The organism is Thermostichus sp. MS-CIW-15 (assembly GCF_054060575.1).
Genome location: NZ_JBSSDI010000007.1, coordinates 19,011 through 45,554, shown reverse-complemented (window position 1 = coordinate 45,554; position 26,544 = coordinate 19,011). Strand labels below are relative to the sequence as shown.

At 59.3% G+C, this 26,544-nt stretch carries 29 protein-coding genes and 1 pseudogene; 14 read left to right on the top strand and 16 right to left on the bottom strand.

What is annotated here, in order from left to right:
- The first annotated feature begins 190 nt into the window (after positions 1 to 190).
- Both ACVW0R_RS04005 and ACVW0R_RS04000 read left to right on the top strand, forming a co-directional pair.
- On the top strand, positions 191 to 793 hold the full coding sequence (locus ACVW0R_RS04005; RefSeq protein ID WP_457501683.1) for a DnaJ domain-containing protein: 603 nt from the start codon (positions 191 to 193) through the stop codon (positions 791 to 793).
- Positions 784 to 1,797 carry a hypothetical protein gene (locus ACVW0R_RS04000; protein WP_457501682.1) on the top strand — a complete coding sequence of 338 codons (1,014 nt, stop codon included), beginning with the start codon at positions 784 to 786 and terminating at the stop codon, positions 1,795 to 1,797. Before ACVW0R_RS04005 ends, ACVW0R_RS04000 begins: the two co-directional genes overlap by 10 nt.
- 163 nt (positions 1,798 to 1,960) lie before the next feature.
- Here the strand turns inward: ACVW0R_RS04000 and ACVW0R_RS03995 are convergent, their stop codons facing one another.
- The 4 genes and pseudogenes from ACVW0R_RS03995 to ACVW0R_RS03980 all read right to left on the bottom strand — a co-directional run bounded on the left by ACVW0R_RS03995 (position 1,961) and on the right by ACVW0R_RS03980 (position 5,778).
- Complete coding sequence (locus ACVW0R_RS03995) at positions 1,961 to 2,959, bottom strand: tyrosine-type recombinase/integrase (protein ID WP_457501703.1); 999 nt, start codon at positions 2,957 to 2,959, stop codon at positions 1,961 to 1,963.
- A gap of 91 nt (positions 2,960 to 3,050) precedes the next feature.
- Positions 3,051 to 4,406, bottom strand: coding sequence for an acetyl-CoA carboxylase biotin carboxylase subunit (gene accC, locus ACVW0R_RS03990; protein WP_011429740.1), 1,356 nt, complete (start codon positions 4,404 to 4,406; stop codon positions 3,051 to 3,053).
- 534 nt (positions 4,407 to 4,940) lie between these two features.
- Positions 4,941 to 5,100, bottom strand: a pseudogene (locus ACVW0R_RS03985) (zinc ribbon domain-containing protein); the annotation flags it as partial.
- Between the two features lie 267 nt (positions 5,101 to 5,367).
- The gene (locus ACVW0R_RS03980) at positions 5,368 to 5,778 is read right to left on the bottom strand and encodes an FHA domain-containing protein (RefSeq protein WP_011429738.1); all 411 of its coding nucleotides are present in this window, start codon (positions 5,776 to 5,778) and stop codon (positions 5,368 to 5,370) included.
- Between the two features lie 469 nt (positions 5,779 to 6,247).
- Between ACVW0R_RS03980 and ACVW0R_RS03975 the strand changes: the two genes are divergently transcribed.
- From ACVW0R_RS03975 to ACVW0R_RS03960, 4 genes are read left to right on the top strand one after another with little or no spacing between them, the layout of a single operon-like run.
- Positions 6,248 to 6,553, top strand: coding sequence for a rubredoxin (locus ACVW0R_RS03975; RefSeq protein WP_011429737.1), 306 nt, complete (start codon positions 6,248 to 6,250; stop codon positions 6,551 to 6,553).
- Positions 6,550 to 7,557 carry a photosynthesis system II assembly factor Ycf48 gene (locus ACVW0R_RS03970; protein WP_457391054.1) on the top strand — a complete coding sequence of 336 codons (1,008 nt, stop codon included), beginning with the start codon at positions 6,550 to 6,552 and terminating at the stop codon, positions 7,555 to 7,557. Before ACVW0R_RS03975 ends, ACVW0R_RS03970 begins: the two co-directional genes overlap by 4 nt.
- 7 nt (positions 7,558 to 7,564) lie before the next feature.
- Positions 7,565 to 8,653, top strand: a complete 1,089-nt coding sequence (murG, locus tag ACVW0R_RS03965; protein WP_011429735.1) for an undecaprenyldiphospho-muramoylpentapeptide beta-N-acetylglucosaminyltransferase — start codon at positions 7,565 to 7,567, stop codon at positions 8,651 to 8,653.
- Positions 8,654 to 8,672: 19 nt separating this feature from the next.
- Entirely contained in the window at positions 8,673 to 9,461 is a 789-nt protein-coding gene (locus tag ACVW0R_RS03960) for an endonuclease III domain-containing protein (RefSeq protein WP_457501681.1), read from the top strand.
- A 3-nt stretch (positions 9,462 to 9,464) separates the two neighbouring features.
- Here the strand turns inward: ACVW0R_RS03960 and ACVW0R_RS03955 are convergent, their stop codons facing one another.
- From ACVW0R_RS03955 to ACVW0R_RS03940, 4 genes are all read right to left on the bottom strand, one after another.
- Entirely contained in the window at positions 9,465 to 11,309 is a 1,845-nt protein-coding gene (locus ACVW0R_RS03955; protein ID WP_457501680.1) for a chloride channel protein, read from the bottom strand.
- Positions 11,310 to 11,315: 6 nt separating this feature from the next.
- On the bottom strand, positions 11,316 to 12,104 hold the full coding sequence (map, locus tag ACVW0R_RS03950; protein ID WP_011429732.1) for a type I methionyl aminopeptidase: 789 nt from the start codon (positions 12,102 to 12,104) through the stop codon (positions 11,316 to 11,318).
- 188 nt (positions 12,105 to 12,292) lie between these two features.
- Positions 12,293 to 12,826, bottom strand: coding sequence for a DUF2062 domain-containing protein (locus tag ACVW0R_RS03945; RefSeq protein ID WP_414347020.1), 534 nt, complete (start codon positions 12,824 to 12,826; stop codon positions 12,293 to 12,295).
- A 165-nt stretch (positions 12,827 to 12,991) separates the two neighbouring features.
- Positions 12,992 to 13,141, bottom strand: a complete 150-nt coding sequence (locus tag ACVW0R_RS03940) for a hypothetical protein (RefSeq protein ID WP_011429730.1) — start codon at positions 13,139 to 13,141, stop codon at positions 12,992 to 12,994.
- Between the two features lie 109 nt (positions 13,142 to 13,250).
- On the opposite strand from ACVW0R_RS03940, the gene ACVW0R_RS03935 reads away from it, so the two are divergent.
- Positions 13,251 to 13,658, top strand: coding sequence for an ATP-binding protein (locus ACVW0R_RS03935; protein WP_457501679.1), 408 nt, complete (start codon positions 13,251 to 13,253; stop codon positions 13,656 to 13,658).
- On the opposite strand, the gene ACVW0R_RS03930 is transcribed toward ACVW0R_RS03935, so the two are convergent.
- Positions 13,648 to 14,124, bottom strand: coding sequence for a DUF4168 domain-containing protein (locus ACVW0R_RS03930; protein WP_011429728.1), 477 nt, complete (start codon positions 14,122 to 14,124; stop codon positions 13,648 to 13,650). The two genes, ACVW0R_RS03935 and ACVW0R_RS03930, sit on opposite strands and share 11 nt — an antisense overlap.
- A 771-nt stretch (positions 14,125 to 14,895) precedes the next feature.
- Between ACVW0R_RS03930 and ACVW0R_RS03925 the strand changes: the two genes are divergently transcribed.
- The 3 genes from ACVW0R_RS03925 (at position 14,896) to ppc (ending at position 18,754) form a co-directional block, all read left to right on the top strand.
- The gene (locus ACVW0R_RS03925; protein ID WP_041438161.1) at positions 14,896 to 15,237 is read left to right on the top strand and encodes a DUF3155 domain-containing protein; all 342 of its coding nucleotides are present in this window, start codon (positions 14,896 to 14,898) and stop codon (positions 15,235 to 15,237) included.
- A gap of 200 nt (positions 15,238 to 15,437) precedes the next feature.
- Positions 15,438 to 15,695 carry a DUF3146 family protein gene (locus ACVW0R_RS03920; RefSeq protein ID WP_011429727.1) on the top strand — a complete coding sequence of 86 codons (258 nt, stop codon included), beginning with the start codon at positions 15,438 to 15,440 and terminating at the stop codon, positions 15,693 to 15,695.
- A gap of 122 nt (positions 15,696 to 15,817) precedes the next feature.
- Complete coding sequence (gene ppc, locus ACVW0R_RS03915; RefSeq protein ID WP_457501678.1) at positions 15,818 to 18,754, top strand: phosphoenolpyruvate carboxylase; 2,937 nt, start codon at positions 15,818 to 15,820, stop codon at positions 18,752 to 18,754.
- A 132-nt stretch (positions 18,755 to 18,886) separates the two neighbouring features.
- Here the strand turns inward: ppc and ACVW0R_RS03910 are convergent, their stop codons facing one another.
- On the bottom strand, positions 18,887 to 19,669 hold the full coding sequence (locus tag ACVW0R_RS03910; RefSeq protein ID WP_457501677.1) for a Ycf66 family protein: 783 nt from the start codon (positions 19,667 to 19,669) through the stop codon (positions 18,887 to 18,889).
- A gap of 166 nt (positions 19,670 to 19,835) precedes the next feature.
- Between ACVW0R_RS03910 and ACVW0R_RS03905 the strand changes: the two genes are divergently transcribed.
- Entirely contained in the window at positions 19,836 to 20,237 is a 402-nt protein-coding gene (locus ACVW0R_RS03905; RefSeq protein WP_011429724.1) for a hypothetical protein, read from the top strand.
- Here ACVW0R_RS03905 and aroH read toward each other — a convergent pair.
- The 6 genes from aroH to ACVW0R_RS03875 form a co-directional block, all read right to left on the bottom strand.
- On the bottom strand, positions 20,234 to 20,608 hold the full coding sequence (aroH, locus tag ACVW0R_RS03900; RefSeq protein WP_457501676.1) for a chorismate mutase: 375 nt from the start codon (positions 20,606 to 20,608) through the stop codon (positions 20,234 to 20,236). The genes ACVW0R_RS03905 and aroH overlap by 4 nt on opposite strands.
- A gap of 91 nt (positions 20,609 to 20,699) precedes the next feature.
- The gene (locus ACVW0R_RS03895; RefSeq protein ID WP_011429722.1) at positions 20,700 to 21,389 is read right to left on the bottom strand and encodes a V4R domain-containing protein; all 690 of its coding nucleotides are present in this window, start codon (positions 21,387 to 21,389) and stop codon (positions 20,700 to 20,702) included.
- A 56-nt stretch (positions 21,390 to 21,445) separates the two neighbouring features.
- The gene (locus ACVW0R_RS03890; RefSeq protein WP_011429721.1) at positions 21,446 to 21,925 is read right to left on the bottom strand and encodes a globin family protein; all 480 of its coding nucleotides are present in this window, start codon (positions 21,923 to 21,925) and stop codon (positions 21,446 to 21,448) included.
- Between the two features lie 45 nt (positions 21,926 to 21,970).
- The gene (locus ACVW0R_RS03885; RefSeq protein WP_011429720.1) at positions 21,971 to 22,222 is read right to left on the bottom strand and encodes a hypothetical protein; all 252 of its coding nucleotides are present in this window, start codon (positions 22,220 to 22,222) and stop codon (positions 21,971 to 21,973) included.
- Positions 22,219 to 22,902: a V4R domain-containing protein gene (locus tag ACVW0R_RS03880; RefSeq protein WP_011429719.1), complete on the bottom strand. Its 684-nt coding sequence runs from the start codon at positions 22,900 to 22,902 to the stop codon at positions 22,219 to 22,221. Before ACVW0R_RS03880 ends, ACVW0R_RS03885 begins: the two co-directional genes overlap by 4 nt.
- A 151-nt stretch (positions 22,903 to 23,053) precedes the next feature.
- Entirely contained in the window at positions 23,054 to 23,272 is a 219-nt protein-coding gene (locus ACVW0R_RS03875) for an Hfq-related RNA-binding protein (protein WP_011429718.1), read from the bottom strand.
- 382 nt (positions 23,273 to 23,654) lie between these two features.
- Between ACVW0R_RS03875 and gvpA the strand changes: the two genes are divergently transcribed.
- The 3 genes from gvpA (at position 23,655) to gvpN (ending at position 26,517) form a co-directional block, all read left to right on the top strand.
- Positions 23,655 to 23,873 carry a gas vesicle structural protein GvpA gene (gene gvpA / locus ACVW0R_RS03870; protein WP_011429717.1) on the top strand — a complete coding sequence of 73 codons (219 nt, stop codon included), beginning with the start codon at positions 23,655 to 23,657 and terminating at the stop codon, positions 23,871 to 23,873.
- A 648-nt stretch (positions 23,874 to 24,521) separates the two neighbouring features.
- Positions 24,522 to 25,544 (top strand): gas vesicle protein GvpC, encoded by a 1,023-nt coding sequence (gene gvpC, locus ACVW0R_RS03865; RefSeq protein ID WP_099812338.1) that lies wholly within the window; start codon positions 24,522 to 24,524, stop codon positions 25,542 to 25,544.
- Between the two features lie 88 nt (positions 25,545 to 25,632).
- Positions 25,633 to 26,517 carry a gas vesicle protein GvpN gene (gene gvpN / locus ACVW0R_RS03860; RefSeq protein ID WP_011429714.1) on the top strand — a complete coding sequence of 295 codons (885 nt, stop codon included), beginning with the start codon at positions 25,633 to 25,635 and terminating at the stop codon, positions 26,515 to 26,517.
- Positions 26,518 to 26,544 lie beyond the last annotated feature (27 nt).

Genomic DNA, 26,544 nt, shown 5'->3' with positions numbered 1-26,544 from the left:
TCGCTCCCCACACCAATCTATCCAACTGGGCATCGCCAGGGTGCATCCTATGTGATGCAGGGTTTTACGGTTACCGACAACATTGTTTCACTAATTTGAAATTCTCTGCTTCATCGTGCAGATAAGTTCACAGGCAGCCTGTGAGTTTTGTGCAGGTTTGCACTTGGCATTGGTGATTTGAGGAGAAACCGTGCCCAGAAAAGCCACCAGCACAAAAACCAAAACAACCAGGACAACCTCAAAAGAAGGAGCTGGGCCCCACCCGCAGGTGGCGATTGCCGCAGAAATCCAGCGTCTTTCGGATACTTATGGCATTTCTAAGGAGCTCCTAGAGAATTTTGCCCGGTTTGTAGTCAGGCAGCTACAGCCACCGCCCCGGCTGTCTGTCAAAGAGCTGCAGAAAGCCATTTACAACCACTTTGGCGTTAAAAACGCAGCCGAGCTGAGAAAATCAGCCAGCTTCAGACTGGCAACCAGTGGTATGGGCAAGCTGAACTTATCCAACATAGATGATTTGGAGCGCATTTATCGTCAGCACATCGGGATCCTTCCCAACGAAGAGGGAGAAGAGGGGTATGGCTGCATCAATGGGATCAACATCTTCAAGTACGACTTGCCTTGGCGGGTTTTTGGGCTTGACCCTGATCGAGCTACCGATGAAGACATCAAAGCTGCTTTTTATCGCCTGAGCAAGATTTACCATCCCGATTCTCCGACGGGAGATGACAAAATTTTCCAGCGATTGACTCTTTTCTACAAAAGCCTTACGGAGAAGTTTGAGCAATGGCTATAGTCTATGTTTCCTCAAACAAGCTCGCCAACTTCTTGGGTATCAGCCTTGAGGAACTCAGAGAGATTGAAGCTCACTTTGACAGTATCCCCGATGATGCATGGAAACTGGTGGAAGGTAAAGACTATCGTGTTATCAACAAAAGTTCTGGGCTAAGGGAATACACGCGGTCCGGCGCTTATGCCATTTTATCCTTTTTAAGGTCTCGATCAGAGCAAGGTTGCAAATCCTCTACAGGTACAAGCATTAGGAATTGGTTCAAGGAAGAGCATCGCAAGAAGCAGAAAGCTCTGGTAGATTACAGGATCCTTCAAAACAGCTCCTCTCTGGTCAAAAGACAAGATCAGTTTTGGCTATCTCGTCGAGATGTTGTGATGATCTTTAGAACTCGAACTGACTACCTTAAGAAGGCGCTTGAGCTTGCATCGAAGCAAAGTAAGTTAATCAAAGACGTTCATTACACACGTTTTGGTAATGATGACACTGTTTACCTCTCTTTGCGAGGTATCTATGAGCTTGCCAAGGTTATGGGAGAGGTTCTCAAGCAAAACCACAGAAAAGACTGGTGTCAATATGTTAGCGAACGCATTGAACCTCAAATTCAGGTAATCGTCAAGAAAATCCAGGATCGACAAAGAGAGATAGAAAAGGCAAAAGATCTTGCAAGAAAAAGGGATAAAAATCTTTGTAGAGTTACTCGAAAAGCAGCCAGTAGCCTAACGGTTCATCATCTCTACTCTGAAGCGCACTATCCAAAGCTTGCAGCGAATCTCTCCAACCTGATTACCATAGCCGACGAAGTGCATTGCCACTTTCATCAGTGGATGGGAGGTTTCAGCAAGCCATGTACAATTGATGACTTCATTAAGTATGTTCTGGAATACTACCCTGAGAACAGACATCTGATCATCTGGTTGGAGCAGCAGAAGGCCAGCCTTGGCTCGCAGGTGCCTATGGGAAAGGAGAGAGAACATGTGCTCTACCTTCCTCTCCAGCGTGTAACTTGAAATAACCCATTCGATTGTTTTCAGGTCATTCCAAGCACCTTAGCCAGGTGTACCTGATTGATTTCTTTTTCGGGGCTGCCCTTTGGATGTCCGGCTTCCCTTTCTGTTAGCAATCTGAACCTCTCCCTACTAGTAATAGAGGCCACGGCGCAACAGGGGATCCCTAGATCAAGCCCTGATCCAAGATCGCGCGGGAATGGGCAATAGCTGCTCTCAAGTTGGCCCGCTGGGTGTAGCGCATCGTCATGGCGGCAGTCGTATGGCCCAGCAGGTGTTGGATGTGTTCGGGGGCAACGCCGCGATCCAGCAGCAAGGTGGCAAAGCTGTGGCGAAACTGGTGGGGGGTTTGGTGGCCCGGCTCGGGCTCGGTAAGCTTGAGCACAATATGACGTAGGCCATCGTAGGTGAGGGGACGGCCCCGGTAGGCCGGGCAGCGGGATTGGGAGACAAACAAGGGATCCGTCGGCGCGCACGGGCCCCGTTCTCGGCTCAGATATTGTTGCAGCAGCTCGGAGAGGGGATCCCCGACCGCCACAGCGCGGGGTTTGCTGCCCTTGCCACAGCGCACCTCCAACAGGGATCCCTCAGGGCTGATCTGAAAATCCTGCACCGTCAAGTCCAACAGCTCCTGTGCCCGCAGCCCGCACTCCAGCAGCAGGCGGATCAAGGCCGCATAGCGCAGAGAATGGCTCTGGGCCCGCTGCAGAACCCGCTGCAACAACAGCCGATCCAGGTCGCGAGGCAGACGGGCGGGCAGGCGGGCAGGCCGAATCGCCTGGGTGGGCAAGGGATCTGGAAAGTAGCCCCGTTGGCTGGCCCACTCAAAAAACTGCTGCAGCGCCAGCCGCTTGAGGTTGTAGGTGGCGGGAGAGGCGGGCGGATGAACCCACTGGCCGGAGCGGTTGCGAAATGGACGCCCCTTCAAGCTGTTTAAAAAAGACTGAACGTGGGACGGCTGCACCTGAGGCAGCGGCACCGGGCAAGTTTTGGCAAACTGTTCCAGGGCAATGCGGTAGGTGCGGCGGCTGGCCGGGGCCAGATCCCGCTGCCGCTCCTGCAAAAATTGCCCCACCAACTGGCTCAGGCTGGGCACGGGGCAGCTCGCCTGACGCTGGAGATGGGCCTGTTGAACCAAGCCGGGCCGGGGATCCCTCATCGGCACGACCAGCAACCCTCCACTCACCTTTAACTTTAGCCTCAACTTTTGGCCAGCGCCGTTCAAAGACGCTCTCTGGCAATCTCCGAAGGGATTGCTACTGGCCAGTCAGCAGGTGTTGGGCGATGAAATCCGTGTACACCTCGCCCCGCAAAAAAGCCTCGTGGCGCAGGATCTGCTGGTGGAAAGGGATCGTGGTGGGCACCCCGGTGATGGCGCATTCCCCCAGCGCCCGCTGCATGCGGCGGATGGCGGCTGCCCGGTTGGGCCCCCAGACGATCAGCTTGCCCAACAGCGAATCGTAATAGGGGGGAATGGTGTAGTCGGTGTAGATGTGGGAGTCCATGCGCACCCCCGGCCCTCCAGGAGGCAAATAGGCGCTGATGGTGCCAGCGCAAGGGCGAAACTGCTGCTTGGGATCCTCGGCGTTGATGCGGCATTCGATGGCATGGCCCCGCAGTTCCACATCCTTCTGGCGAAAGGTCAGGGGTTGACCTTGAGCGATGCGAATTTGCTCGGCAATCAAATCCAGCCCCGTCACCATCTCGGTAACCGGGTGCTCCACCTGGATGCGGGTGTTCATCTCGATGAAGTAGAACTGGCCGTTTTTATCCAGCAGAAACTCCACCGTGCCCGCCCCCACGTAGTTCACCGCTTTGGCTGCCTTCACCGCCGCTGCCCCCATGCGGGCGCGCAAGCTCGTGGTCAGAGCCGGGCTGGGGGCCTCTTCCAGCAGCTTTTGGTGGCGCCGCTGAATCGAGCAATCCCGCTCGTAGAGGTGCACCACATTGCCGTGGCTGTCGGCCAAAATCTGAAACTCCACATGGCGGGGGCGCTCGATGTATTTCTCCAGATAGATGCCCCCATCGCCAAAGGCCGCCTGGGCTTCCCCCTGGGCGGTGCGCATCATCTTCAGCAATTCTTGGGCATCTCTGGCCACCCGCATGCCCCGCCCCCCGCCGCCGGCGGTGGCTTTGATGATCACGGGATAGCCGATTTTCTCCGCCAGCCTCACCGCTTCCTCGTCAGAGGTGATCAGCCCGCGGCTGCCGGGCACGGTCGGCACGCCCACCGCCTGCATGGTCTCGCGGGCCGTGGCTTTGTCGGCCATTTTGCGCATCGCCTCTGGCGAGGGGCCGATGAAGATCAAGTTGTGGTCGGCACACATCTCGGCAAATTTGGCATTTTCCGCCAAGAACCCATAGCCCGGATGAATGGCAGTGGCCCCGCGGGTGAGGGCTGCCGAGATGATGTTGGGGATGTTGAGATAACTTTTGGCCACTGGGGCTTCCCCCACACAGACTGCTTCGTCCGCCAGTTGGACATGTAGAGAGTTCTGATCCGCAGTGGAGTAGACAGCCACGGTTCGGATCCCCATTTCCTGACAGGTGCGGATGATGCGCAGGGCGATCTCGCCTCGGTTGGCAATCAGGATCTTGGTAATGGGCGGCATGGAGAGCGTTCCAAGTCAGAAGAACCCTGGCCGCTTAAGCCGGCGGCCCGTGCAAGGTAGGGTACGTAGGTGCTGATCCTACTATGGCAAGCAGACGGAAGGATCCAGATGGGGATCCCGTATCCGATCAATCCAGTTGACACCCTAGCTGAGGCTGCAGGGATCCAGCAGAATCCCGGTGGGTCAAACTCTACATCTCCGGATACCCATCCGGACGGGATCCGAGGATTTTCAGGTAGAGGTTGATCTTGGCGCCAGCACTTGCATGGGGCGAAACTCTGGATCAGCAATAACTCTCAGCTCCCCTCAGCCTGTACAGACCTGTTCAAAACCCAGGCTTCTCCGGGAAGCTCTCCCAGCCCGATTCTGACGGCAATGGATCCCTCCATCTCTCTCTAGTTGTCGGAGCGAGGCCATGGCCCCAGCCACTCTCCGCCGCGAAAGCGCCAGCGGGGAAACAAAATCCGCATCACCACCCAGAGGTAAAGGCAAACCCAGACTACAACGGAATCGCTTCCCTTCCCGTTGGCCAATCTACAAGTACTGGTGGCAGGTCTGAGACCTGTAGGCAGGTGGCACCCACACCATCGCTACCCCTGCCCACAGCACTTCGTAGGTAATCAATTTGCCGCAACTGGTAGGACGCCCAACTACTAGCGCGACGCCGCTCCCTTCTGGAGCGTGGCTGCCGGTTACTCCCTCGGCTCGCGCCAGCGAGCTGTAGGCCTTTCTTGGTCGCCGGCTCTGGAGTTGGAGCCGGCTTGCAGACTGCGGTCAGCGCTTGCTGCCCAGTAGCAGCCTACCCGTTCCACAGTGGCGGGCAGCGCTCCTCCCCACCACTGGCGACGGCAAGCTGCAGGCCTCTAAATCAGGGAGCTGCCGCGCTGCAAGGAGTTGAGCATCCCCCGCCGGCAACCATCCTACCTCGCCAAAACCTTCCCCCTGACTGATGAGTCGGCTCTCACAGGCCAACGATCTGGGTATTTTCAAAGGAGGAGAGAATCCTGTCCAAATCCTGAGCTTGCAGGGAGTAGGTGGCAGTAGCGTCGTTGCCAAACTGGATCTCGTCTCCGTCCTCAAGATCGCGAAACTCCACCCGCTCCCCCCGGATGTAAAGGCCGTTGGTGCTGGGCGTGCCATGGATGTCTCCATCGATGATTTGGTAAGTAAACCCATCGGGAGAGGAGGGAGATTCGGTCTTCACTAAAATGGCGTGGTGGCGGGAGACGTATTGGGAGTCGATGCGGATGCTGTTGCTCGGATCCCGCCCCAAGGAATAGAGCTCGGCTGTCAGCCAGTAGGCCTTTGGCCCGTGGCGATCCTTGACGATCAACACGTGGTTAAGGGTAGGTCGGCGAGGGGGCGTGGTCATAGCGGACACCCACTGGCACAACACGCGAATAGGATAGTCAAAACATAGCATGGGATCCGAGGCGTGAACCCTGGCCGGTTTGTCTGCCAGAGCCCTTGCCCTGCTGGCGAGTGAGACGACGTTCCTTGACGCTGCCAGAGAGGTGTCAAGAGAGGCCAGGTATGCCCCTGTTCAAGACCGAGTCCCAGGGGATCCCATCTCGTGGCTGTTTTTAACTCCGCAAAATCTCCCTGCCCCCTGAGTTGGCAATCGATGCTTTGAGGAAAGGTCTGAGAAAGGAAAGGAGCAGAAGGCCGAGTAGATTTTTGTAACAATTCCTCTCATAATAAGATTTGATGATGCAAATGCCTCCCAGACCATGAATGGCTCGCAACCGGATCCCGTCAACCAGCCCAAGCCCTCTAGGGTACCGAAGCTGATCGAGTTGCCGGAAGATGAAACCGATGCACAGGTTGGCGATCCCCTGCGCATGCAGCGCTATGAATGTCGCTCTTGTGGCTATGTTTACGAGCCGGCCAAGGGGGATCAGCTCAATCGGATCCCGGCAGGTGTGCCCTTTGAGGAGCTGCCCGCCGACTGGAGATGTCCGGTGTGCCGCGCCGGCAAGCGCCTGTTTCAAGCGGTGGGCGCCAAGGGCAAGCCTTCCGGTTTTCAAGAGAACTTGCGCTATGGCCTGGGGGTCAATGTGATGACCCCTGCCCAGAAAAACCTGCTCATCTTCTTGGGGTTGGCGCTGGGATTTTTGTTTTTGATGAGTTTCTATTTCGTCGAGTGATGGCCAAAATGCTTAAGCTCTGGAGACTGGTGCTGCTAGCTGCCTTCTCTCTCTTGCTGATGGCGGCGCGGATGCCGGACATGAAGGTGGTGCCCTGGCAACAAGTCGAGGTGCCCACCCAGAACATTCTGCTGGACATTGCTTTCACCGGCACCAACCCTTCTCATGGCTGGCTGGTGGGCGATAAAGCGACGCTGTTGGAGTCTCAGGATGGCGGCCTCCACTGGCAGGTGCGCAAGCTGACGGCACTGGAGCCGGAAGCCTATCTGAGCTCGATTAGCTTTGCCGGAGCAGAAGGCTGGGTGGTGGGGCAGCCGAGGATCCTCCTCCACACGCTCAACGAGGGATCCGACTGGACATCCATTCGTCTCAGCAAGCAACTGCCGGGGGAGCCGATCCTAATCCAAGCCCTGGGTCCTGGAGCGGCTGAGATGGTAACCAATGTGGGGGCCATCTACCGCACGGAAGATGGAGGACAGACCTGGCATGCCCAGGTGGAAGAGCCGATTGGGGCGATTAAAAACATTGCCCGCGGCCCAGGAGGAGAGTATCTGGCCGTGTCGTCGCGGGGCAGCTTCTACTTTCTCTACACTCCAGAAAGCCGATCCTGGAAGCCGTATCCGCGGGAAAGCTCTCGCCGCATTCAGAACATGGGCTTTGGCCCCAACGGCAGCGCCTGGAAATTGAACCAAGGCGCGGAGATCGCCTTCACGAGTGACTTCACCTCCGGCGAGTGGTCCAAGCCGTTGCGACCCGGGCGTGCCCTCAGCTTTGGCTATCTAAATGCGGCCTACCAGAACGACCACGACCTCTGGGTGGTGGGCGGCGGCGGCACTCTGATCCACAGCCCCGATGGCGGCAAAACCTGGGAGGAGGCCAAGAAATTGAGCAACATTCCCGCCAATTTCTACAGCATCGAGTTCTTTGGCCCCGACCGAGGATTTATCTTGGGGCAGCGGGGCACGCTTTTGCGCTACGTTGGCTACAGCAATTCCCCGTCCTAGTCCTAGGGTGAATGGAGACAGGAGGGATCCCACCTCACCACCACGGCTGCTGGTGGCGGCCAGCGGGACGGGGGGGCATATCTTTCCGGCGCTGGCCGTTGTCGAGCAGTTGCCCACCTGGCAGATTGAGTGGCTGGGGGTGCCGCAGCGGCTGGAGGCGAAGCTGGTGCCGGACCGCTACCCGCTGCACCGAGTGGCCATGTCCGGCTGGCAGGGATCCCCCTGGCAGAAGCTGGGATCCCTGGTTCAGTTGGCGCGGGCAACGCTGCAGGTGCGGCAGATCCTGGCTTCAGGCCAGTTTGACGTGGTGTTGACCACCGGCGGCTACATCGCCGCCCCGACCATCTTGGCAGCTCGCTCGCTGGGGGTGCCGGTGTTGCTGCACGAGTCCAACTGCCTTCCGGGCAAGGTGACCCGCTGGCTGGGAAGATTTTGCCGGCTGGTGGCCCTGGGCATGGCGGAAACGGCAGAGCATTTGCCAGGGGCAGTTACCCGGGTGGTGGGCACGCCAGTGCGGGCGGAGTTCTATCAGCCCCAGCCCTTGCCCGCGGATCTGCCGATTCCAGAGGGGGATCCTTTGATTGTGGTGATGGGGGGGAGCCAGGGGGCGCGGGGCCTGAACCGCCTGGTTGCCGCCTGTGCCCCCGCCTGGTTGGAGGCAGGGGCGTGGATTGTGCATTTGACCGGCGGCAGTGAGGTCGGGATCCCTTCCCACCCCCGCTACCGCGCTTTTCCTTTCCGCGCCGATGTGGCCGCCTTGCTGCAGCGGGCAACTTTTGCCATCAGCCGGGCTGGCGCTCTCAGCTTGGCGGAGTTGTGGGCCACCGCCACCCCGGCCATTTTGATCCCCTACCCCTTTGCCGCCGAGGATCATCAGTACCACAACGCCCTGGCTTTTGTGGGTCGCGGCGGGGGAGTGGTCATGCGAGAATCGGAAGCGAATCTGGACTTGCTGCGGCAGACGGCCCTGGCCTGGTTGGCTCAGCCCCAGGTGGTTGCCCAAATGGCCGCCAACTTGAAGGCGACAGCTCCTCCTGCTGCCAGCAAGGCAGTTGCCCGCCTGCTCCAGGAGATCTGCCGAGATTCCGCCCGTTAACTCCCCCAAGGGGCCAGCCGTGGTACAGCCGAGATTGGATCGGGATCCTCTTGCCCGCCGCCTGCCTGAGCCTGCCGCAGCCATGGAGACTTCAGCCTGGCTGGAACCTCGTCCTGGTGAGGCGAGCCCCAACGCCGTCGTGCTGGAATCACTGTTGGCGCGCCTGGAACAGTGCTTTGGCATCCCCCAACGTCCTCGCAGCCCTGATGGTCTGCCCCTCTATCCCGACCTCTTGGACGAATTGGTGGGCACGATCCTCTCCCAGAACACCACCGACCACAATAGCAGCCGCGCCTTTCGCGCCCTCAAAGCCGCTTTCCCCTCCTGGGAAGCTGTCTTAGCTGCTGATCCAACCAAGCTGGCCCAGGTGATCCGTCCCGGGGGCCTGGCCCAACTCAAAGCAGCCCGCATTCAGGAGATTCTGGCTGCCATTGTCAAGCGACAGGGATCCCTGAGCCTGGACTTTTTGCGGGATCTGGACGACGCGGACGCTCTGGCCTATCTCCTTTCCCTGAAGGGGGTAGGACTGAAGACAGCCGCCTGCGTGCTGTTGTTTGGCCTGGGCCGGGATCTCTGCCCGGTGGATACCCATGTGCATCGGGTGGCCAACCGTCTTGGCTTGGTGCGAACCAGACATCCCGACGACACCTTTGCCCAACTGTCGCCGCGGATCCCGGCAGGCAAGGCTTATTCCCTACACGTCAACCTCATCCGGCTGGGCAAGCGCATCTGTAAGGCGCGCATGCCCGAATGTGGCCGCTGCCCTCTGCGACACGAATGCCCCTCCGCCCTGCTGCGGCAGCGCTGATCCCTAGTCTGCCGGCGCAGGGGAAGAGGGAGTGGGCTGGGCAGGGATCCCGTTTTCGACCCCACCTGGGGCAGGAACTTCCGGCTCGAGGACTTGCCGCACAGATTCGATCTCTTGGGAGAGCAACACCCGCTCCCGATCCAAGAGGCCAACCACATGCTCCGGATCCTCCCGCGAGACCACCGGCAACTGGCGCAAATCGTATTCGTACAGCGGCTCGGCGGCCACCGCCACGGCTTCGTCGGGGAAAGTGGTGAGCACAGGCGACTGGCTGACCTGCTCCACCGTCAGCTCGGCCAGTTCCCCGGCCTGCTTGTGGGCCAGGGCCCGCTCCAGGTCTTCCAGGGTGAGAATGCCCCGCAGCCGCTCTTGCCCGTCCACCACCAAAGCGCTGTGGCACTTTTGCTGCAGCAAGCGCTCCAGCGCCTCCCGCAGGGGCGTATCCTGGGGTAGCAGCAGAGAAGGGGGCACCATCACCTCTTGCACCGTCAGGCCCTTCGGCTCCTGCCTGCGACGGGCGGAGGGGTAGATGGCCGGCGGGTGCAACTGCTCCGTCAGCCAGATACTCAGGCCCACCGCCGCCATCACCGGCAAGGCGATGTGGTAGTCCCGCGTCATCTCAAACAGCAGCAGAATGGCCGTCAGGGGAGCCCGCACGCTGGCCGCCAATACCGCCCCCATGCCCACCATGGCGTAGGCGGCAGGGGGAGAGAGGGCAATAGCAGGCAAAGCCTTTCCCACCACCTGGCCATAGCCTGCTCCCAACACCGCCCCCAGGAACAGAGCCGGGGCAAAGGTGCCCCCGACAAAGCCGCTGCCCACGCTCACCGCGCTGAGGAATACCTTGCCCGACAACAGCAAGCCCAACTGGCCAAGGGAAAAGGGCACCCCCTGCAAGATCGACTCAATGGTCTCGTAGCCCACCCCCAGGGCCAACGGGATCCCCAGGCCGACACAGCCCAGGATCCCACCGCCCAGAATCGGCTTGCTCCAGGCTGGCCAGGCCGCCAGGGGGCCACTGCCGAACAGGTGCTTGACCCATTCCAGTGCATAGCCGAAGGCGATGGAGACCAAGCTGGCCAAAAGGCCCAAACCCAAATAGAGGGGCACCTCCAGCAGACTGTGCAGCTCGTAGGCGGGCAAGACAAAAGCCGGCTGCGTAATGGTCGGCAGCAAAAAGGCCGGCTGCGCCCCCAGCCCCACCTGGGCAATCAGGGCCGACACCACCGCTGCCAACACCACCACACTGACGGCAGAAGTGGTGAACGTGCGGGCCAAAGCCAGCTCCAGCGCCAAAAACACCCCGGCAATCGGCGCGTTAAACCCCGCCGCCAGCCCCGCCGCCGCCCCGGCGGCCATCAACAGTTGCACCCGCTCCCGCGCAAGGCGCAGGTTTTGCCCCAGCAGGCATCCCAGTAGGGCCCCGCTTTCCACGCTGGGGGCCTCCGGCCCAAGCGCAGCTCCCGCCCCCAACGAGACGGCGGCAGCCACCAGCTTAAGTGGGATCCATTCTGGGCGAGGGGCGAGAGGCCGGTTGGCACTCACCAAACTGGAGAGGCTGAGGTTGGGGAAAGGCAGAACCACCCCCAGGGTGCCGATCAACAGACCCCCCAGCAGCGGCGCCAAAATGGTTGCCCAGGATCCCAGCAGCAACAGGCCGTGTTGTTGCGCAGCCCTGACAATGCTGTCGACGAGAGTATCCTGCAAAAGATAGCGACACCAGCCGATGAGATAGCGAAACCCGATCACCAACAAACCTGTGCCCAGCCCCGCCGCTGCCGCCAGCAGCAGCAGCAGATTCTCAGAGGAAAGACGCAGGCGGGGATCGGCAACGCTAGCGCTATTCATACCTGCTCAAGGGCCGGAGGAGGGTAGGGTCAGGATCTCCACGCCGGTTTCGGTAACGGCAACCGTATGTTCAAACTGGGCGGAGAGCTTGCCGTCTGCCGTCACAGCAGTCCATCCGTCTGCAAGCACCTTCACCTCCCACGTGCCTTCGTTGATCATCGGCTCGATGGTAAACACCATGCCGGGGCGGAGTTTTTCCCCCTTCCCCCGTTCGCCGTAGTGGGGGATCTGGGGCGCCGTGTGGAACTGCCGTCCTACCCCGTGGCCGACAAAGTCCCGCACCACGCTGTAGCCCTGGGACTCGGCGTACTCTTGAATAGCAGCCCCAATATCCCCAACTCTGCCGCCTGGCCTCACGGCGGCAATGCCCCGCCGCAGGCACTCTTCCGCCACCTCCACCAGACGCCGCGCCCGCTCGGAAGGCTGCCCGACAAAGAACGTTTTGGAAGTGTCGCCGTGGTAGCCATCCAAAACGGGGGTGACATCGATATTGATAATGTCCCCTTCCCGCAGGACCTGCTTGGGGCTGGGAATGCCGTGGCAGACAACGTGGTTGACGCTGGTGCAGATGGACCTGGGAAAGCCGTGGTAGCCCAGAGGGGCGCTCCTGGCCCCGTGGGCCCGCGTCCAGCGCTCCGCCTCGTCGTTAAGCTCTTGGGTGGTGACCCCCGGCTGCACCATCGGCTCCAGGTGCTTGAGCAGATCCGCAGCCAGGCGGCAGGCCCGTCGCATCTTCTCCAGCTCCCGCGACGAGAGCAACACAATCGGCTGAGGAGCTTGGGTAAGCTGGCTCATGCCCGTCTGCAAGGCGGATCCCAACTGTTCCCCCCATCGCTGAGAGCGGCGGCTGAGATCGGTTAATAGCGATCGCATATCTTCCATCGTCAAACCCTTCTGTTCTCTGAAGTTGGATCCATCTCCGAAGTCTGAGGCGGCAGGGATCCCGGCCTAGCTCAGCTTTGGGTTGGGCCTTTTGAGCCGCCCTACATCCCTTCACAGGAGACCCGGCCCCTTCTCCGCCGCCGGCGGATCCACTCCACCAGCCACAGCCCCAGAAAGTAGCTAACGAGGGCGCCCCAAAACCCGACAAACGCACAGCCCACCAAGAGTGTGGCCGACACCTCCAGGCCCCACTGCATCCAGTTCTGAGCTACCACCAGTTCCGAAGTGGCAAAGGCTGTTCGGGATCCCAGCAGCCATTCCCCCACCCGGTAGTTAAAGGCATAGATCGGCACATAGGTGAGGGGGTTGCTCACCCAAGTTCCTGCCGCCGCCACCAGCTTGTTGCCCCGCAAAGGAACGGCCAACAGCAGGGCCACCAGGGTTTGAAAGCCGAAGATGGGAAAACAACCCGCAAAAACTCCCGCCGCCAGGCCGCGGGCAATTTCTTTGGGGGAGGATTGCATTCGCAACAGGCGCAGATACAGGTACCGCAGCCAGCGCCTCCAGCCCAGATCCCGGCGGGGCCAAGTCAGCGCAGGTTGAGACTCAAGATAAGGCCCAGCGGATCCCGGCAAACCTGCGAACCAAGAAAATGGTCTCAGCCATGAGAGGGGGCTCATGATGGGGAGCGTAGAAACTGAGAAAAGGTGTTAAGCCCTGTAAATCCATTGTATCTTTCCTGCTGCCGAAGACAAAGGGCTATCGGCAGATCCGCGCCGAGGAATCGCCTCAGGGAGTGGCTAGCTGAGCTTGTCCACCAAGGCCAGCACGAAGTTGAGGCTCAAGTAGGAAACCAGCGCCAGTAAGAACAGAAACAGCGCAATGCTCAGCGCAGCTCGCAGAGATCCCGCCTGGACTTTGGGGGCGGGCCTTTCAGGCGGAGTTTTCATCCTCAAGTCCCAGAAAAGATCCTAGAAGACTCCAATTCTAGGATCTCATCCTGGAGAGACGGGAGCGGGAAGATTGCCAAAAAGTTGCTCAGTACCCCAAGTGTAGAGTTTGGCCCCTGACCCGCTAACGGGGTTACCAGAAAGCGCCTTATATCCCCTGCCCAAAGATAGGGGCTTTACGGCGCTTTCCGGGAAATTTACTCCTGCCCAGCACCGGATTAACCTACAGGTCACCAGCGCTCCTGCTCACCTGGAAATCCAAATTGGCAACACCGGCATCATCATCCCCCCTGCAGAACAAAAGCGGGTATTTGAGAAGTTTTACCGCGTGCCCAGCTCGGATCCCCGGCGGCGGGGAGGGACAGGGTTGGGCTTGGCCCTTGTGCAACAACGGGTAAACTTGTTGCAAGGGAAAATCTACCTTAACAGCGAGGCCGACCACACTTGTTTTACCTTGCGGTTGCCCCGGCTTCTTTCTGTCTCCGGCCAACAGCAGTCAGCTCAGCCTAGGGCCTAGGCGTCGGGGTGGCTGGCTGGGGAGAAGCAGAGGATTCCCTTTCTTCGATCACTTTTTGCAAGCGGGCCCGCACTCGCTGGTTCAAAACGGGATCTTCGTTGGCCAAGGTCATCAGCTCGCGATATTCGGCCACCGTCAGCCCCTGCTTCTCGACAATGCGGCTGGCTTGGGTTTCCGTGCGCTGCATGATCTGCTCGTACTCTTCTTCGTTCTGGGTCTCTCGCAACTGAGCGCTGGCTTCCCGGATCAAAGGATCCAATTCCAACAGAATCTGCACCAACTGCTCCACCTGAGCATCGGTAACTTGCTCTGGGGTTAGAGTTGGGGAAGCTTGCGGGCTGGGAGCCCCCCCTGTAGCCGCAGAAGGAGTTGCAGCAGGACTGGGGAGCGGGGTTGCCTCCTGCGCCCAAAGCGGCGGGGATCCCAGAATCAATCCCAGACTCACCAGCAACGCGAATTTCCTCATGCCCAAAACTCCCTCGACCTAGAGTAAACTACCCGGCTCCGACCGCCTCCCTTCCCCCCCAACCCCCCGCATACCAGGGGCAGGGAGGCGGGGGGATGGAAGGGAGTACGAAGCGGAGCTCCTGCAGCTTCTACCTGAGACCGACCGGAACCCTTATGGCTCAGGTCATCCCTGAAGCCAGAGTAGCAAGAGGTCTGTCTGCCGTCTAAGGGTTTAACGCAGTACGGGAAACCTATCCTGGACATATTGTAGAAACGGAAAATTGGTTGTACAGTCGTAGTACCCTCTCCAAAGGCTGCTCGCCCCGCGAGTATTCCTTTTGGTGAAGCTGCTCTAGGTTTGCGCAGTTGCAATTGGCCAACCCTAATCCCCACTAAGGGGAGTTGCCCGTACCTGGGTTTAGGTATGTGTTCTGTTGAGCGTTCCTTATTGTCGATGCTATCTCAGAGGCCAGATCGGAAGGGAGTCTCCTGCGCTGGCAGTTGACTTTCTTCGCAGGCATCAGAGCTAATCGATACCCTATTTCTCTTTGCTCCCTTCCGGGGAGAAAGGGTTTATTTTTCAACTGAATAAGCAGTTTCCCGGCAAAGTTCTTGGAGGGGAGACAGAGGTAAGTTGCCTTCCTTTTCCGCTCGTGGAGGAGGACGTTCGTTGTCCTTTGTTATTTCTGTAAAGGATGATAACAAAAGCCGGTAGAAGCTATTGATTTTCTTAGGTATTGCTGATATATTTTTTAAGGTTGTCTTGTAATCCTTCTACAGGAGGCCGACATTGGTCAGGAGAAGAAAGCGTAAGAGCCGCCGTCGTTTGGAGGGGCGCAAAATTTTAGATTATATTCCTCAATTTAAATTAGATAGCGGCGAAGAAAAGTCTGTAACCGCCGCCCGGAGATACATACAGGAAAACTCTATTCAGCCGCCTGCGCTGATTCTGGTTCGGCGAAACGAGCACACGATAGACCGATTTTTCTGGGCGGAGAAGGGACTATTCGGCGCGCAATATGTCGAAGAAAATCACTTTCTCTTTCCCAGCTTACGGGCTTTGCTAGCGCAGGTTGCGGCTGAGAAGCCGGAGAAAAAATCTTCCAAGGCTCTGGCAACTGCCGCTCAATAGTTTCTATATCAATACCGGCCTCAGGAGCTGAAGAAACAGCCCCCCCACGGGGGGCTTGCTTTTATCCTCGGCAAGAGAACCATCCAATTAACGGGATCCCTTTCCACCTAGCATCTATCTAGCCCCTCATCGCCCATCTTCGACTTCTCGGAGAGGGGTTTGCGCGCTACCTTACAGGGGATCCCGTCGGGAGGTTCTGGATGAGCCGACTGCCGCAGACCACCGCCCATGTACAAATTACCCGCCGCTCCTGGCAGGAGGGCGCCATTGAAGGGGAAGTCAACGCCAACGGTTGGGTTTGGCGCTTTTGCTGGCGCTTTCGATCCGGGGAGCTGAAGGTGGAACCCTCTGTAGGGCGGGCCTTGATTTGCGATCCCTTGAGCCGTTTTTTGGAGAAATCGGATTACTTACTAGAGCCCGGCAGCAACTACTCATTTGTTATTCGTAGCCGCCTCTAGGGATCCCTGGGCAAACAGGGGGAGAGTTGGCCATGCTGCCGAGACAGCTCTCCTCCAAGAGTAATCTGCGCTTCCAGCGAACAGGCTCTAATATTGGGATGGTTGTTCTAGGAGCTGCCTTCATGACCTCTTCCTCCCACCTGACGACTGCAGAGCGGGCAGTGGGTTCTGCCAACGGCCTGAAGGAGGCCCCTCCACTGGCGGAACGGGATCCCTTGGCCCGTGCCCTCGCCGTGGATGAAGCGCTCGACCGCAGGAACAACCTGTTGAATCGCCGCCTGCAAATGGTGGAAGAACTTTGGGAAGCCGTAATCCTGCAGGAGTGCGGGCAGCCTTTGGTAGATCTGTTGCAGCGGCTGCGCTCCATGTGTTCCCCTGAAGGGCAGGCCTTGGAGTACCCCATCCCGGAAGTACTACAAATTGTCGAGCATCTCAGCCTTGATGCAGCCATTCAAACGGCCCGCGCCTTCGCTTTGTTCTTTCAGTTGATCAACATCGTTGAACAGCACTACGAACGGGCAGAAGACTCAGATATGCGCATGGTGGACAGCCAACAGCGCACCGTGCGGGAAAACGAAAAATTTGAACGGCTCTTCCCCTACCTGCGGGCTCAGGGAGTGCCGCCTGGCTTGCTGCGCTGCCTGCTGGAGCGGCTGCACATCCGCTTGGTGTTTACCGCCCACCCCACCGAGATCGTCCGCCACACCATCCGCGAAAAACAACGGGTCTTCTCCCGTCTGCTCAGCCAACTGGACTGGGCAGAGCAGTTCGACCCTCTGCAAGCTCAGATGTTGAGAGAACAGCTGGCAGAGGAAGTTTTGCTCTGGTGGCACACCGACGAGTTGCACCAGACCAAGCCGACGGTGCTCAACGAAGTCGATTACACCCTGCACTATTTTGAAGAGGTACTGTTTCAGGCTATCCCTCTACTGCACGAGCGCCTCAGGCGCAGCCTAAAAAAGTCCTTTCCCACCGTCGAGCCGCCCCCTGCAGGATTTTGCAACTTCGGCTCGTGGGTGGGCGGGGATCGGGACGGCAACCCTTCCGTCACTGCCGACGTTACCTGGCAAACGGCCTGCTACCAGCGCAACCTGATTTTGGGCAAGTACATCGAGTCCGTGAAGGCCCTCACCAAAACCCTGAGCGTCTCTTTGCACTGGGGGGATGTGGACAGCCAGTTGCTGGATGTCCTTGAGCAGGATCGCCGCCGCATGCCCGAGGTTTACGAGTCCTTTTCGCTGCAATATCGCCAAGAGCCCTACCGGCTCAAGCTCAGCTACATCCAGCGGCGGCTGGAGTTGACGCGGGAGCGCAACCGCAATTTGGCCGACTCCGCTTGCCTGCCTGTCCCGCCCCCTCTGGACAACGCCTACGCCAATGCAGAAGAATTTCTGGCCGACTTGCAGCTTATTCAGAGCAGCTTGAAAAACAGTGGCCTCTCCTGCCGCCAGTTGGATCACCTCATTTGCCAGGTGCAGGTCTTTGGCTTCCATCTGGCCCACCTGGATATCCGCCAAGACAGCAGCTACCACGAGGCCGCTCTCACCGAGATCTTCGAGTACTTGCGGATCTTGCCGCGGCCCTACAGCGAGATGACGGAGGAGGAAAAAACAGCTTTTCTCCTGCGGGAGCTGCAAACCCGCCGGCCCCTCATCCCTCTAGAAGCTCCCTTTTCCGATAAAGCGGCGGAGCTGATTGCCACCTTTCGCACCCTGCGCCGGCTGCAGCAGGAATTTGGCATGGCCATGTGCCAAACCTACGTGATCAGCATGAGCCGCCAGTTGAGCGATCTGTTAGAGGTGCTGCTGCTGGCTAAGGAGGTGGGCCTTTACGATCCCATCAGCGGGCGCGGATCCCTGGCGGTGGTGCCGTTGTTCGAGACCGTTGAAGACCTAAAGGGGGCGCCAGAGGTGCTGCGGCAGTTGTTGGAGATCCCCTTCTATCGCCAGTACCTGGCCCAGCAGGAAAACCTACAGGAGGTGATGCTGGGCTACTCGGATAGCAACAAGGACGCTGGCTTTCTAAGCAGCAACTGGGAGATCTACAAAGCCCAGCAGCGGCTGCAGGCGGTGGCCGAGTCCTATGGGGTGAAGTTGCAGATCTTCCATGGCCGGGGTGGCTCGGTGGGGCGCGGGGGAGGGCCGGCCTACGAGGCGATCTTGGCCCAGCCGGGGCGCAGCGTGGGGGGCCGCATCAAGATTACTGAGCAGGGAGAGGTGTTGGCCTCTAAGTACTCTCTCCAGGATCTGGCCATTTTTAACCTGGAAACTGTTACCAGCGCCGTCATCCAGGCGAGCCTGCTGCGCACCTACCCCAACGACCTGCACGAGTGGTCGCGCCTGATGGAATCGCTGGCAGAGCGCTCTCGCCAGGTGTACCGCAACCTGGTCTACGAGCAGGAAGGCTTTGTCGAGTTTTTCCACGAGGTCACCCCCATCGAAGAGATCAGCCAACTGCAGATTAGCTCCCGCCCAGCTCGCCGCAGCGGCAACTCGAAAGATATCGGATCCCTGCGGGCCATTCCCTGGGTATTCAGTTGGACACAGAGCCGTTTTCTCTTGCCCGCATGGTATGGAGTGGGCACCGCTCTAGAGGAATACGCGGCTAAAGGCGAACACAACCTCAACCACCTGCAGCATCTCTACCGCGAGTGGCCCTTCTTCCGCATGGTGATCTCCAAAGTGGAGATGACCCTGGCCAAGGCGGATCTGCAAATTGCCCGTCACTACGTGCGAGAGATGAGCTCCCCCGAGCGCCTGGAGCGGGCGATGGAGCTATTCGAGCTCATTGCCCAGGAGATGTACCGCACCCGGGAGATGGTTTTGAAAATTACAGGACACAAGGAGCTGTTGGAGAACGACCCCTATCTGAAGCGCTCGGTGCAACTGCGCAACCGTTCAATCGTGCCCCTCGGGTTTATCCAGGTCTCGCTCCTCAAGCGCCTGCGTGGCAAGCAAAAATCCCATTTCCACAACACCCAGTACAACCGCGCCGAGCTGCTGCGGGGAGCTCTGCTCACCATCAACGGCATCGCCGCCGGTATGCGCAACACAGGCTGAGCACCGACTCTTCCTGGGGATCAAGGATAGCTACGGCCCTCTCCAACCGGCCTAGGATATCTCCGGGAGCAAGGCGGTTGGGAGTTGCCTCAGCAGGAGCAGCCCTCAGGCCAGGACGGCTTGAGGGTGAGGTCAGAACAAATCATCTTCGTACTCGTCTGGCTCCGCCTCTTGCACTTCCACCGATTCCACCTCGACAACACGGCGGGAAGGACGACGAGGTTTTTGCTCAACGTAGCTCTCACCCTGGTCTTGAGGCAGACGGGGGGGACGACGGCGGGTGACTGTGCCTCGTTCTTCCTGCACATCCTCGGGATAGTCCTCGGCAGCCGAGCGGCGAGAGGGATCCGGCTCATCGTCCTCGGTGTCCCGACGGAAGCGAGTCTCTTGCTCCTCGTAATACTCCTCCGCTGCCGGGCGAGGGCGGGGGCGCACACGGGTATCGCTGGTCAGTTGGGGCCGCGGGCGACGAGCTGGCTCCTCGCTGCGTTCAGGAATGGAGCGGCTGGCGGAGGAGGTGTCGCGAATGCGGGATCCGCTAGGCCGCGTGGAAACGCTGCGCGTCTGGGCATAGCCATCGGGTGGATAGGTGCGGCTAAAGCCCCGGGGCCCCACGACCGGACGCACTCCACCCCCCTGCCGTACCTTTTCGTTCAAGAGGATCCGCAATCGGAAGGTTTCGAAGGCAAACCAGCCAGCTATCACCGCCAGCAGCACCTGGGCAAAAAACAGCAACGGGATGAGCCGCTGACCCTCCAGAAGCAAACTGATGGAATAGATCAGGCCCATCGTGGCGAAAATCACATCCGACTCTGCGGAAGCCTCTCGCTTGATGAACCGAACCGCAAAGATGGCCCCACTGGCAATTGCCACCAGCGCTGCCATCAAAAAATAGGGGCTTTGGGTGAGAAACATGCCAGGGATCCCTAAACTGCTGAAAACAGGAAGGCGTCAGGCCTTACCCATTTCGCAGCCGATCTTAACATCGATCCTCCCAGGGACAACCATCCCGGTTTTAGGGCAGGATCCCTCAAAGGAAGGGGATCGGTGCTAGGATGGCCTGTACATTCCAGTAGGCTTCATGCTGTATCTGGCGCGGGTAGACAAGAAAAGTCTTTTTGGCCAGGCGGAGCTGCAGCTCTTGGCCCAGCAAGCCGAGGGTGGGGTTTGGGCGCCGCTTCGCCAGCCAGAACGGGTTACCTCTAAGGAGGCAGCCTCCTACAACGTGGGGGTATTGCTGCTGGTTGAGCTTGCGGAAAATCGGCAGGTGCAGCGGGTGGAAGAGGCGGCGATGAAGTTGGTGGAGATGTTGCACAGCCTCTCGCAGGCCCGCAGCCTGGCCGACCTGGCGGAGATCGAAAGCTGGCGTCAATCTTTGACCCGGCAAAGTCAAGAGCTGAGCCGTCGCGAAGCGGAGATGGCCGCTCTCCAGGAGCAACTGCAACAGTGGGAGGCTCGGCTGCGCGAGAAGCTATCCTCCTAAACTGGGCTGAGATCAGGCCGTAGCTCGCGGGCACCTCGCAGATAGACGTGGTGCATCTCAGCCTGGGCCAGCGGGGTGTTCAGTTGGATCAAAACGCGGATACAACGGGGCAGAGCGCCGTTGACGTCCATTTGTTGCACGTCCAACAGAGGCACCAACTCCCAGCCGGGGCGGCGGCGGGCAAATTGGGCAGGAAAGGCCGCGTTGAGATCGGGGGTAACGGAGAAAATGACGCTCACCAACTCCGTCGGATTGATGGCGTTGCGATGTTCCAGGGCGTCCAGTAGCTCGTTCACCGCAGCGCCAATGGCCTCGGCAGTGTTTGCCGGAACGGTGATGGCCCCTCGGATTGCTCTGACCCGCCACCCCAATGGCTACACCCTCAAGCGCTTGAGCTCGTCCTGCTTCCAGAGAATTATACAGACTCGTCCCGACGGGATCCCATCCCGCTGCTGGATCTGGTTACGGGGCGGGCTGTAACAACTTCTCCAGGATCTGGTCGTGGCTGAGGCCGGAGTCCACCCAGGCCTCTCCTTCCTTGAGGCGGGCGGCAGCGGTCAAGATAAACAAGTTGCTCTTCGCTCCCAAAGCCTCGCTGGTGGTTTGCACACAGCCCAGATCCTGGCCGGTCAGCTGGCTAAACCAGGTGGCCAACAGCCCTGCCTCCAAAAAGCCCATCGGGCGCTTGAAGTGGGGGGGTGTGGCAGCGGCAAAGGGAGAGTTGCGGATCGACACCACCAGCACCCCCTGATTTTTGTAGGTCCAGTCGATGTCGATCAGCCCCCAGCCGTGGGTCTTCCAGGCTTGTTTGAGATTTTGTAAAAAGAGCCCCATCTCCAGCTCGGACAAAGGCTTCTGGTAGTAGTCGGAGAGCTCCTGGGCAAAGCGGCGGAAAAACTCTTTGCCCCACATACGGCCACAGTTGCGCAATACCAGGCGGGCGGCCTGCCCTGTCTCGTATTCCAAGCCGGTGTAGATGCCTCGTAGCAATGCTTCTGGAAGGGCCAAGAGCCGGTCGCCGTGGCGACTTTCCAGCAAACCGGACTCCAGATCGCCTTGCAGATAGGCGCTGGGCGCGTAGTAGTTGGCCAAAACAGGCGTGTAGGGGTCAAAGTCGGCGAGGCTGCTGGGGATGGGGGGGGTGCTGGCCATAGGGGATCCCTGGGTTATCAGTATCGGTAAGTTACCAAAAGGCGGTGGGGAAGGTTCTAGGCGGATTTGAGGCCGTTTAAAGAGAGCAAAGCTGCCTGCACCTGGGTGATCCAGGGGCGGATGAACTCCAGTTCGCCGGGAGTTAGGTGATCCCTAAGCTCTTGCTGAAAAGTCCGATGGACTACCTCATAAACGCTCTGCAGCTCGTACAGGCGCACCTCCTCTTCCATCCACTCGATCAGCCGCTCCTTCAAGAGGTTTTCGTCCTGCAGCAACATGGCCAGGGCGCTCTGACGCAGCAACAGGAGCAGGTGCCGCCGGCACAGGTTTACCGTTTGCGGAGAAAGATTGGGCATCTCCTTTTGAAGGGTGTCTAGGGTGCGGCTCACCATCTGGCTCTCCCCTTCCCGTACGACCCGGTACACGTGCAGCCGCTTTGGCCAGCCGAGCACATAGGCTTTGAGCTGCTCCAGTTGCTCCGGCGTGAGGTAGCGGGCCTCGGCCTCAATTAGCATCTGCTCCAGTGGGCTCACCATCTCACTTCTCCAAAGTGTTGGTGGGTGCTCAGCGGGTGTCGGCGTTCAAAACAGGCTGAATAAATCGGCCAAAGTAATCGGTTCCTCTTCAGGCTGGGGCGGCAGCGCTGCCGAGAGGGATCCCAAGGAACGGGCCGCCAAAGCCAGGGGATCCCCCGTCCAGGGGATGGAGGCAAAATGCTCTCGCACCCGTACAAAAGGCATGGGCAGCGAGGGGTCTTGCAGAGGGCGGTTATCCCAATTCAGGCGAGCAAAAAAGCTCTGCACCGATTCTTCCAGAAAAACCTCTGCTGTCATGGCTTGGTCACTCCTTGACCGGAGCGCAACTTTTGGGCAATTTCGCTGGCGCTGGCCCCTTCGTTGAGCCAAAAGGCAGCCGCATCGATGCGATCTTTGCTGCCGAGCAAAAACTTACAGTAGCTTTCTCCCATGGAGTAGCACTGGATCTCGATGCAGTTGAGCTGCCGTTCCACCATGGCGCTGAAAAACCCGGCAAATAAGCCAGCGTAGAGATGGCAAACCGGCTTGCCCACATCCCCCAGGGTGCGGGCCACGGCGGAGTCAAAGAGGTTGATAAAAATAAACCCCTGCCGCCGGCTCTCGGTCTCCACCTCCCAGCGCCCCCAGCCTTGCGAGGTCAAGGGCCACCACCAGGTTTCCAAGAGGAACATCAGGTGGCTCTGCTTGGGTTTGCGCCGATACTCTTCCTCAAACCAGTGGGAGAAGTGGATTGCATCGTTGCGGCCCCACTCGCGGCCAATGGTGTACATCAAGGAGGCCGAGGCATCCCCCACTTCTTCTTCCAGGCCCTGTTGCAAACCTAGGATAAAATCCTCGCTTACCAAGACGTTGCGCGCGCCCGTCCAGTCTACTAGGGATCCCTGGGAGCGGTCGAAGCGAAAAAAATCCTCGCGGCTGTAGTGGTTATGCCGCTGGGCGACAGGTTGCAGGGCAAGCTCGATGGGGCCGGTTGACATGGCTAGAGGGGAGGAGGGTAAATTTTTTCACACTTCTTGCTGAATCATAGCCTTTTCGCCGGGGGCTTTGGCCAGAGCTGTCGATAGGTGCGCCAAAGAAACCCTTGCCGCCGGGAAGCCAGCGACGGCCAAGGGCTGCAGGGGTTTGGGTTTAGGAGGGAGGTCTGACTTTGACGAAGGCGATGGCGGAGCGCCACAGCAGCGATTCTTGTCCCTCAGCGTCGGCCAAACAAAGGCAGTCGGGATCCTGCCAGCGCAACTGGCCGACGAAGACATCGCCGGTATTGAGCTTAACCTCAACGATTTCCCGATCCCGGATCACCCGCTGCAGGCGACGCACGCTTGGGATCCCGGTGTTGAACTCGGTCACAGCAGCCCTCTTGGCCAGCGGAAGGACGGCATGTCGGCAAGCGCACTGCTCTCAGTATAGGGGATCCCTGCCGGCCCGCACCCTGACTTGAGGGCCTCTCCCCGGGACGCTCTCACCCTTTGACCCATTTTCTCTACCAGCGGGTACTATGAAGGCGGGGTGGCGCTCGGAGGAGACGGCGACTCTTGTCAGCCCGTCACGTTTTTTAAGCGAATCTACGGGTGTTCTCCCCGAAAAAAGCCAGCACAATGGGGCTGGGGTGATACAAGGGGCGGGTGTTACCCCAGGGGGCCGATCCAAGGTTAGGATCCCTTCCAACCTGCAATTTTGCCGCCGATTCGTCTTCAACCATCCAACCATCATCAGTGCAGGAGAGATCGTCATGGCAGTTGAGAAAGTGAACTCTTCTTCCAGCCTGGCCGAAGTGATCGACCGCATTTTGGACAAAGGGATCGTGGTCGATGCCTGGGTGCGGGTTTCTCTGGTGGGGATCGAGCTGTTGGCCATTGAAGCTCGCGTTGTCGTGGCTTCGGTGGAAACCTACCTGAAATACGCCGAGGCGGTGGGCCTGACGGCTACTGCTGCTGCCCCTGCCGTCTAAGTCTGGCCGTCTTCAGCCACTTGTAAAGAGGCGGCAGCTGCCTCCCGCAGCCGCTATGGCTTGGCAGTCCTGTCGAAGCAGGTGGCTAGTGAGGCAGGGACCAGGGTAGAGTCTCTGCCTCGCTTTGCTCAGTTCTGGCCAACTTTGACCGACCAACAGCCCGGCTATTCCCGCTCCCAGGTGGAGGACTTGTGCGGCCTGCCGGTTTGCATTGCCACGCAAGTGCCGAAGCCAGCTATCTGGGAGAAGGGAAAAAGGCCGTAGTGCCCCTGACCCACACAAAAGGGTAGTCAGCATTATGGCATTGAATTTATTGAGGTAGAGGAGGCGTACAGCTCGCAGGCAAGCTTCCTAGATGGAGATGGGCTACCTAGTTATGGTGAAAAACCCGACGGGTGGAGACCCTCTGGAAAGCGTGTCAAGCGGGGCCTGTACCAAACGGCAAAGGGGTGGTTGGTCAACGCTGAGGCAAATGCTGCCGCCAACCTGCTTAAGAAAGTCAGCAGAACCTTGGGGCTTTGCGTGAAGGAACTGTCTAGAGGCGCTTTGACAACGCCATTACGGGTTCTTTTGTGGACTGCGTAAGAATCCCCCGCCTTTAGGCGGTGGGAGTGTCAAAGTAAAAACCAACAGGAGAGAGGGAGCGCCATGAGTTTGCGGGAACAGTGGGCCATGGCCCACAACCAACGGGTGGCCCAGAATCAAAGTTTGTTCAGTCAATCCCGGCAGCAGCGTCTGGAGCAGCACCGAGCTCTGATAGCCGAGCTGGAGCAACGCCGCCGGGAACGACAAGAGGCAATCCGGCAACAGAGGGAGCAAACCCGTAGGCAACTGAAGAGCTTCAACCAGAGCCGGGCGGCGCAGCGGGCCTTGGACGAGCATTCTCGCATGGAGGCTGTGGCCCAGCGGGTCAAAGCGGTGGCGGAGCTTCTCTCCCGCATGGCTCAAGAGCGAGCCGCCCAATCGCAGGCCCAGCAGCAGGAGCTGCAGACTTTTCAAGCCAACTTGACAGCGACGGTGGGGAGATTGCTGAGCACCTGTGCACAGGCCCGGCAGACCATGGCCGGCCAAACTCGACAAGCTCGCCAGTCTTTTTATGCTGAGTTGCGGCAGCGGGTACAGGCTTTGCAGCAGCTCGCGCGGCAGGAGCTGGCTCAGGTCGCTCAGGATCAGCGGGCAGAGGCCCAGGCTCTGCGGCAAGCTTTGGCGGCTTTCCGCAGGGCGTTGCACGAGCAGGTCTGGGGGAATGGGATCCCAGAGGCCCAACCCATCATCCCTTCTGAGGGCTTGGAAGGTGAAAAGTCTGAGAGCTCGGCCAATGCCTCGAAAACGGTTTCGGCTGAGGTTTCCCTGCCAAAGCCTGTGGTTGCGGTCTCAGAAGAGGCGGCTCCTCCTCCCCCTCAGCCTGTGGTGACTCCGCCACCACCTGAACCTGCTCCAGTTCGGCCCGCGCCCCCGCAGGAGGCAAGTTCGGATCGCATCATGGCCTACGTCAACAACTATGTAACCAACCTGCAAGCGCAGGCTCCCGATCTAACTTTGCTGCAGGTGATCGGGGATCGGGAGCGGGTGCGGGATCTGCTGGCCCGCGGTGCGGTGGATCTGGGGGTGGATCCCTCCGAGATCCTGGCCACCTTGCGGCGTATGGTGTCAGCGACGGTTGCCATCTGATCCCGGCCTAACACCTGTGAGCGCAAGAAGACCGTTGCCGCTATAGTCGAGGCAAGAGCGTCAAGGCAATTGAGAGTTGGGTATTGCTATGGCCACGGTTCTGCAGGCGCGTCCCCGCCAGTTCGTAAACACTCCTTACATCGAGCGGATTACCCGCCGCGCTTTGCGCTATCTGCAATCGGGTTTTGCGGTGCATCTGCGGGGCCCTTCGGGCACGGGCAAGACTACCCTGGCGATGCATCTGGCTAGCCTGCTGGGCCGTCCCATTATGCTGATCTACGGCGACGATCGCTTCGATTCTTCCGACCTGATCGGGGGGCGCACCGGCTTTACCCATCGGCGGGTGGTGGACAACTTTATCCACTCGGTGGTGAAGACGGAGGAGGATGTGCAGCAGCGCTGGGTGGATGCCCGCCTCACCTTGGCCTGCCGCGAGGGGTTCACCCTCATCTACGACGAGTTCAACCGCTCCCGCCCGGAGGCCAACAACGCCCTCCTGAGCGCTTTGGAAGAGAGGCTGCTGGTGTTGCCGCCGGACAGCAACCGCTCGGAGTATCTGCGGGTGCATCCCCAGTTCCGGGCCATCTTCACCTCCAACCCAGAGGAATACACCGGAGTTCACAAGGCCCAGGATGCGCTGCTGGATCGGATGATCACCATCGATATCGGCGAGCCGGATATCGAGACCGAAAAGGAGATCCTCACCGCGCGCATCGGTCTCTCTGCCCCTGATGCGCTCAAGATCGTCCACATCGTCCGCGCTTTTCGCCGCAAATTGGATCTGACCCGCCACCCCAGCCTGCGCAGTTGTCTGATGATCGGACGCATTGTCAAGGAGCACGAGCTGGCGGTGAGCAAGGACAATGCCGATTTTCGCGCTCTGTGCGCCGACGTGCTGTTGCCCAGGGCCGGCAAGCGCTACGAGGAAGGAGCCCAGGTGCTCAACTATTTGCTGGATCAACTGCCCGGCTGATATTTGTATGCTTTCGCACACTTTGGA